The sequence below is a fragment of the Streptomyces sp. SID10853 genome (assembly GCF_010548145.1).
GTDB lineage: Bacteria > Actinomycetota > Actinomycetes > Streptomycetales > Streptomycetaceae > Streptomyces.
The window spans coordinates 1-6758 of sequence record NZ_JAAGLN010000308.1; the positions used below are offsets into that span (position 1 = coordinate 1).

6 protein-coding genes and 1 pseudogene are annotated in these 6758 nt (G+C 72.2%); all 7 read left to right on the top strand.

Annotated elements, in window-relative coordinates; translation table 11 throughout:
- On the top strand, positions 1 to 517 hold a 517-nt coding region (locus tag G3I19_RS33040; RefSeq protein ID WP_164267400.1), incomplete at its 5' end, for a phosphotransferase.
- Positions 518 to 674: 157 nt separating this feature from the next.
- Positions 675 to 1997, top strand: a complete 1323-nt coding sequence (locus G3I19_RS33045) for an aminotransferase class III-fold pyridoxal phosphate-dependent enzyme (RefSeq protein ID WP_164267401.1) — start codon at positions 675 to 677, stop codon at positions 1995 to 1997.
- Positions 1994 to 3751, top strand: coding sequence for a 1-deoxy-D-xylulose-5-phosphate synthase N-terminal domain-containing protein (locus G3I19_RS33050; protein ID WP_164267402.1), 1758 nt, complete (start codon positions 1994 to 1996; stop codon positions 3749 to 3751). Before G3I19_RS33045 ends, G3I19_RS33050 begins: the two co-directional genes overlap by 4 nt.
- Positions 3732 to 5111 carry a glycosyltransferase gene (locus G3I19_RS33055; RefSeq protein ID WP_164267403.1) on the top strand — a complete coding sequence of 460 codons (1380 nt, stop codon included), beginning with the start codon at positions 3732 to 3734 and terminating at the stop codon, positions 5109 to 5111. The genes G3I19_RS33050 and G3I19_RS33055 overlap by 20 nt, the downstream gene beginning before the upstream one ends.
- Positions 5108 to 5968 (top strand): SDR family NAD(P)-dependent oxidoreductase, encoded by an 861-nt coding sequence (locus G3I19_RS33060; protein ID WP_164267404.1) that lies wholly within the window; start codon positions 5108 to 5110, stop codon positions 5966 to 5968. Before G3I19_RS33055 ends, G3I19_RS33060 begins: the two co-directional genes overlap by 4 nt.
- Positions 5965 to 6552, top strand: coding sequence for a DUF1349 domain-containing protein (locus G3I19_RS33065; RefSeq protein ID WP_164267405.1), 588 nt, complete (start codon positions 5965 to 5967; stop codon positions 6550 to 6552). The genes G3I19_RS33060 and G3I19_RS33065 overlap by 4 nt, the downstream gene beginning before the upstream one ends.
- Positions 6539 to 6758: pseudogene (locus tag G3I19_RS33070) on the top strand (hypothetical protein); the annotation flags it as partial. The gene G3I19_RS33065 and the pseudogene G3I19_RS33070, both read left to right, overlap by 14 nt.

Genomic DNA, 6758 nt, shown 5'->3' on the forward strand with positions numbered 1-6758 from the left:
CCGCACCGACCACTGGGGACGCGCCGCAGAGCGGGCGTTGACCGCTCTGCTCGCGGCCGGACCGCTGCTCGACCGGCACGCCGACGCCCTCACCCCGCCACCGCGGCGTCGTGCCGTCGTCCACGGCGACCTGCACCACCATCACTTCCTGCTCAGCGAAGAGGGCCGCCGCCCGCCGCGCGTCAGCGCCGTACTCGACTTCGACAACCTGCACGTCGGCGACCGGCTCCTCGACCTCGGCTGGCTCGCGGAGCTGGCCGGGCGGGCCGGTGACGGGCCGCCCGACGTGCGGGCCTCCCTCGCCGCCTTCCGCGCAGAGGCGTCCCGCACCGGGCTCCTCGACGACCGCCACCTGCCCGTGCTGATGCCGGTGCTGATCGCCCACTCCGTGCCGGTCGTCGTCGACATCGCCAAGGACATCCTCGAACGCGACGTGCTCAGCCCCGCCTGGCTCGGCTACTTCGAACTCCTCGACGCCCGGCGCCGGTTGCGCCTGCACCGGCTGCTCACCGCCTGACCCGGCGCCCGGACCAAGGCCCCCGAACCAAGCCCCCCGAACCAGCCCCGGACCAAGCCCCCGGGACCAAGCCCCCGGACCGGCGCCACACGCCCGGACCGACACCCGGCGTCACCACGCCACCGCCCGCCCCACCCGACCCCCATGAGGTGCCACCATGCCGTCCACCGACCACCGCCGCGCCTGGCCAGAGGACCTCTCCTCCTACTGCTTCGAGGTGCCCTTCAACCAGGACTCCATCCTCTTCGAGAAGGCCCGGGGAATCCGGCTCACCGACACGGCCGGACGCTCCTACATCGACAGCCTCTCCGGCGTCTTCGTGACGTGTTTCGGCTACAGCTGCGAGCCCGTACTCGACGCCGTCACCCAGCAGCTGCGGACCCTGCCCTTCAACCCGCCGCTGCACGGCACCAACCGGGCCGCGCTCGCCCTCACCGATGCCCTCGCACGGCTGGCCCCCGAGGGCCTCAACACCGTCAAGCTGGTCAACGGAGGCTCGGAGGCCGTCGAGGCAGCCATGCGGCTGGCCCGCTACACCCAGCGGCAGCTCGGCCGGTCCGGCCGCTACAAGATCCTCAGCTACTACCACGGTTACCACGGCGCCACCTTCGGCTCCCTGTCGCTGACCGGCCGCCCCGACGTGACCCGGTTCGGCCCCGGTCTGCCCGGCGCCGTCCACGTCTGGTCACCGGACATGTTCGCTGCCGTGCACCAGGTGGAGGCGGAGGAGTCCGGGAGGCTCGCCGCCGAAGCCATCGAGCGCACCCTCCTGGCAGAAGGCCCCGACTCCGTAGCCGCCCTCGTCGTCGAGCCCGTCATCCATCTGCGCGGCATGGCCATCGCCCCCGACGGCTATCTGGCCCGGCTGCGCGAGATCTGCGACCGCCACGACGTCCTGCTCGTCTTCGACGAGATCGTCACCGGCTTCGGCCGCACCGGCCGCCCCTTCGCCGCGCAGACCCTCGGCGCCATCCCCGACCTGATGTGTGTCGGCAAGGGCATCTCCGCGGGCTACGCGCCGCTCGCCGCCGTCCTGTTCAACGACACGGTGGCCGGTATCCTCTCCGACGGCCCAGGCCCCTCCTCCTTCGCGCCCTCCCACACCTACGCCGCGAACCCGCTCGCCGCCGCGGCCGGGCTGGCGGCCGTCACCCACTACACGGAGGGCGGTTTCCCCGCAGGCAACGTGGCGCTCGCCAGGTCCTTCAACGACGGCCTCACCCAGGCCATCGCCGATCGCGGCGACGTGCGCGGCATCGGGCTGCTGTACGGGGCGAAGCTGCGCCCCCTGCCGGACGACCCCGACGCCTCCGCGGGCGCCGCCGTCGCCTCGGCCTGCCAGGAGCGTGGCCTGATCCTGCGCGGCCAGGACGACTGGATCACCCTGGCCCCCGCGTTCACCACCACGGCCGCGGAGACCGAGGAAATCTGCGGCAAGCTCACCGACGCGCTGGACAAGGTGTACGGGGGCCGGGTGTGAACGGCCTCGCCGCACGCTACGCCGAGGTGAGCGCGGCGCACCTCGACCGCCTCACCCCCGCGGAGGCCACTCTCGTGGAGAAGGAGACCGCGGAACTCGCCGCGCTCGATCTCCAGGACACCGCGGTCTCCCCGCTGGAGGCCATGCGTACCGTCGCCGCGGCCGTCCCCGAGCGGCTCTACGAGGACAGCGGCGAGGTCCTGCGCCGGATGCACGAGATTGCCGGCTCCGGCACACTCCAGAGCTGTCTGTCCTCCCTGCCCACGGTGCGGGCCTGCTTCGACATCGGCCTGGTCGGCGGTGACACTCCGGCCGACCTGATCGTCGGCCGGGGCCATATCGCCCCCAGCTTCTACGCCGAGTACTACGTGCGTGGTCAGCTGCCGTTCCTGCCGCTGACCACCCTGCACCGGGGCGGACTCACCGGGGTCGTGCACCGCGACTGGGGCTTCGCCAACACCATGCGCTACAGCCTCGGCGTCGGTCTCGCCCAGGCCGTCAGCCGCGCCCGTGACCTGGACCGCCGGGGCAGCGATCGCAAGGTCGTCTGCCTCGCCGGTGACGGTGAGCTCCACGAAGGCGTCACCTTCGAGTGCGTCCGCTGGGCGCACGACACGGGCCTCGACAACCTCGTCCTCGTCGTCGACGCCAACGACCGCGGCATCGAACCCCTCGGCGCACCGCTCAACCGGGACTATCTGCGCAGCTACTTCCCCACGGTGGTGGAGGTCGACGGACAGGACGCCGAGGCCGTACGTGAGGCCCTCACCGGTCTCATCGCCCGGCCCGGCAGGGCCGCGCTGGTCTGCCGCACCGTCAAGGGGAACCACAGCTTCAAGGTTCCCGTCGCCACACCGCGCGCACCCTCCTTCGCCGCGACCACCGGCCGGATGCTCGCCTCCGTCACGACCCCGGCAGGCCGCCCCCCTGCCGTGTTCACCGCCGATATGGCCGGCCGCTTCGGTCTGCCGGGCCAGGTCGCCTACGACAACACCGGCCTGGCGGAGACCCTCAGCATCGGACTCACCCTCGCGCTCCCCGACGACGACCTGAAAGTCGTCGCCACCGACGCGATGTACTACATGGACTCGCTCAGCATGCTCACGGAAGCCGCCACCGGTGTACGCAACCTGATGGTTCTCGCCGGCCGGAACTGGGCCGCCTGGGGCGGCGCCGCCAACGCCTTCAACCTGCTGTCCCTGCTGATCGACACCCGCGTCTACGAGCCCGTCACCGAGGCCGAGTTCCACGCCGTCGCCCGCCGCCTGGCGGCGGAACCCGAGACCGTGCACGTGCTCAGCATGGTCGACGCCCGCTTCGAGCCCCCCGCCGCCGACTGCTCCGCGGCTGTGGACGACGGTGCGTGGATCACCCCGCCGGACGAGAACGACACCGACACCCTGGTCATCAGCTTCGGCTACGCCACCACCCTCGTGGAACAGGCCGCCACCGGTCTGCCGCACCTGCACTGCGCCGCCCTCAACCCGCTGCTCACCCGGCCCCTGCTGGACCGGATCCGTCGCTACCGGCGCGTGGTGTCGGTGGAGTACAACGGTGCCCACGGCGGATTCGGCGCCTGGCTGCGCCACCGCTACCTGCTGCCGGTGATCGTGCACGGCGTCGAGAACGACATCGACAACTGCGTCCACGAGGAACAGCTGCGCCGCCACGGCATGGCCCCGGGACAACTGGCCACCCTGCTGAGCGCCGTACGCACAGAGGCGGGTGACGTCCATGCGGCTGCACGTCCATGACTACGGGCCGGAGAACACCTCCGGCATCCTCGACGGCGCGGTCCTCATGCACCGCACCATGTCCGACCTGATCACCGCCCGCGCCGACGCCGTACCGCACGACATCACCCGCGGCGCCGCCGCCCTGGGCACCCCTGCCGCGGGCGACGTCGTCTACGCAGGTAACGGGCCCTACGCGCACCTCTACCATCTGTGGCGCGAGGAACACGGAGGCCGGTACCGCATCGTCCGTGAGGTGCACACCACCTTCTGGTCCGGGTACTGGACCCAGGAGGAGCTGTGCGCCCCCTTGCACAGGCCCGGCGACACAGTGCTGTTCCCCAGCGAGTACACCCGGCAGGTATTCCTGCGCTGCTTCCCGGGGATTCCGCACGAGGACGCGGTCGTCGCCTACCCGATGCTCGACGCGATGCCCCGGCACGCCCCGCGCCCCGCGCCGACACCGGGGGAGGTACTGCGGATCGGCTACCTCGGCGCCCTGTCGAAGGCGAAGAACTTCGACCAGGTCCTGGAGGCATTCGCCCGCTGCCACGACGACAGCGGCGGCCGGGCCCGCCTGGTCTACGCAGGCAAGGCCAACGACCCGCGCTGGGAGGCCGGAGCCGTCCTCGACGGCCTCGCGGAGCGGGGCGTACCCGAAGGGCACGTCACCTCGCTCGGACTGATCGGCGCGGACCGGCTCGCCGACTTCTTCTCCCGCGTCGACGTGCTGTTGTTCCCCTCGACGGCGTCACGGGAAAGCCTCGGCCGTGTGGTGTTCGAGGCCCTCGCCCACGGGGTGCCCGTGCTGGCGGCCGCCATGGGGCCCGCGATGGAGCTGCTGCCCGCCTCCTGTCTCGTCCCCGCGGACCTGTTCACCACACCGCTCACCATGGACCGGGTGGTCGCGCTCGGCCGCGTCGACACCGGCGCCCTCACCGCCCGACTGCTCGCGCGGGACTGGGAGCCGGCCAGGATGCGTGACACCGAAGCGTTCGAACTTCCCGCGTTCTGGCGGGCGCTCACCGCCGGCGGCGGCCCGCGCCCCGCCGTCACCGCGGACCATGACACGAACACCGTCGCCCGGCTGGGAGTGAGCCCTCGCCGCGGCTTCGATCCGGCCGCCGCGTCGGCCGACGCCCATCACCTGTTCCTCGACTACTTCCAGCACCGTGACGCGCCTGTACTGCGCCGTATCACGGAGCTGGAGGAGAACACGGGCACTCCACGCCCCGATCTGCGCGCCCTGGTCGCAGCCCCCGAACGCAACCTGGCCGACTACCGGGCCCTGCCCAGGCTGACCGACGCGCTCGTCCTGCCGCCCCTGACCTACACCATCGCCGCACAGCCCGTACCCGCACCGGAGGTCGTCCCCGTATGAACACTCTGCCGGACACAGCCCACCCGTCCTCGCCCGGTGACACCGACGGCCACCAGGGCCGCGTGGTGCTGGTGGTGGGCGGCGCCAAGGGCATGGGCCGCGCCGTCGTGGAGGCGTTCGCCGTACGCGGCGCCCGCGTCGTCGTCGCCGACACCAACACCCTTTCCTCCGCCTACAACCAGTACCGCTCGCAGCGGGTCGACGGTTTCACCGTGGCCGGCGAACTCGCGGAGGAGCTGAGTGCCAAGGGGCTGGACGTCACCGCGCTCCAGGCCGACGCGTCCGACGAGGAGTCCGTACGCGCCCTGCTCGCGGAGATCGGTGACCGTTACGGCCGGCTCGACACGGTCGTCAACGCCTTCGGCGTCACCCACGTCTCGCCGGTCGCCACCATGGAACTCGCCGAGTTCAACCGGGTCGTCGAGGGCAACCTCAGCGGAGTCTTCCTGGTGTCCAAGCACGCCCTGCCGCTGTTGCGTGCCGACGGCGGCGGTTCCATCGTCAACTTCTCCTCCGTATCCGGGCGTTCGGGCTTCGCGAAGGTCGCCCACTACTGCGCGGCCAAGTTCGGGGTGATCGGTTTCACCGCCTCCCTCGCCCTGGAAGAGGCACGCAACGGCGTGCGTGTCAACGCGGTCTGCCCGGGCATGATCCGTACCGCCATGTGGGACTACCTGCTGGACGAGTTCACCCGGCCGGGCGAGACGCGTGACGAGTGCTGGGAGCGGATGCGCGGCATGATCCCGCAGCGCGCCTTCCAGCAGCCGCAGGACATCGCGGAGGCCGTCCTCTACCTCGCGGCGGCGCGCCGGGTCACCGGGCAGGCCCTCGGCGTCGACGGCGGGATGTCCGCGTGAGCGGCAGCGCCCTGGAGGAGGGCTGGACCTGGTCCGACGGCCGATTGCCCGAACCGGCCGCAGGCCGCGGCCGGTTCGTGGTCACCGCCGCGGCCGGCGCTGACCTTTACCACATACCGGGCGTCCGGGAGATCGACCGCCTGCCCTCGCTGGGACGGGACTTCACCGACGACTTCACCCTGTCCGTGCGGGCAGAGGTGCGCGACGCGGGCGGCGGGCGGTTCGCCGACGCCGGGGGCATCGTGCTGCACACTGCCGCCGGGTGGGCGAAGTTCTGCGTGGAGCGCTCACCGACCGGTGCCTGGACGCTGGTCACGGTCGTCTCGCAGCCCTGCTCCGACGAGGCGGCGGGCCCGTCGCTCGACGGCCCGCGCGCCCGTCTGACCGTGGTACGGGAGGGACCGCGTGTCACCTTCCTGCACGCGGCCGGCCAGGAAGCGGAGCCCCGCTTCCTGCGGACCTTCACCATGCCCGCCGGAGCGCTGCGGGTCGGGCTGTTCGCGCAGGCGCCCTTCTCCCCGTCCTGCACGGCTGTCTTCGACCACCTGCACCACGACCCGGAGCCGCTCCGTGACCGCCGCTGACTCCCGTACCCCGCCCCTCCCGGCCTCCCCCCGGGTGCCGGCCCCGCGGCCTGTGCCGCCCGGCCCCGCCCGTGCGGAGGACCTGCTGCGGCACGTCGACGCGGTGTCCGCCCGGCTCGCCCGTCTGGGCGGGCCCCTGGACGCCGACGACGCCTTCGACGACACCCGCAGCCTTGCCGGTGAGCTCGGACCGCCCACCGGCGATC

Bases quoted from the DNA above. Each gene is read 5' to 3' on its own strand.
- G3I19_RS33045 (WP_164267401.1), top strand. From the start codon at position 675: ATGCCGTCCACCGACCACCGCCGCGCCTGGCCAGAGGACCTCTCCTCC.
- G3I19_RS33055 (WP_164267403.1), top strand. From the start codon at position 3,732: ATGCGGCTGCACGTCCATGACTACGGGCCGGAGAACACCTCCGGCATC.
- G3I19_RS33060 (WP_164267404.1), top strand. From the start codon at position 5,108: ATGAACACTCTGCCGGACACAGCCCACCCGTCCTCGCCCGGTGACACC.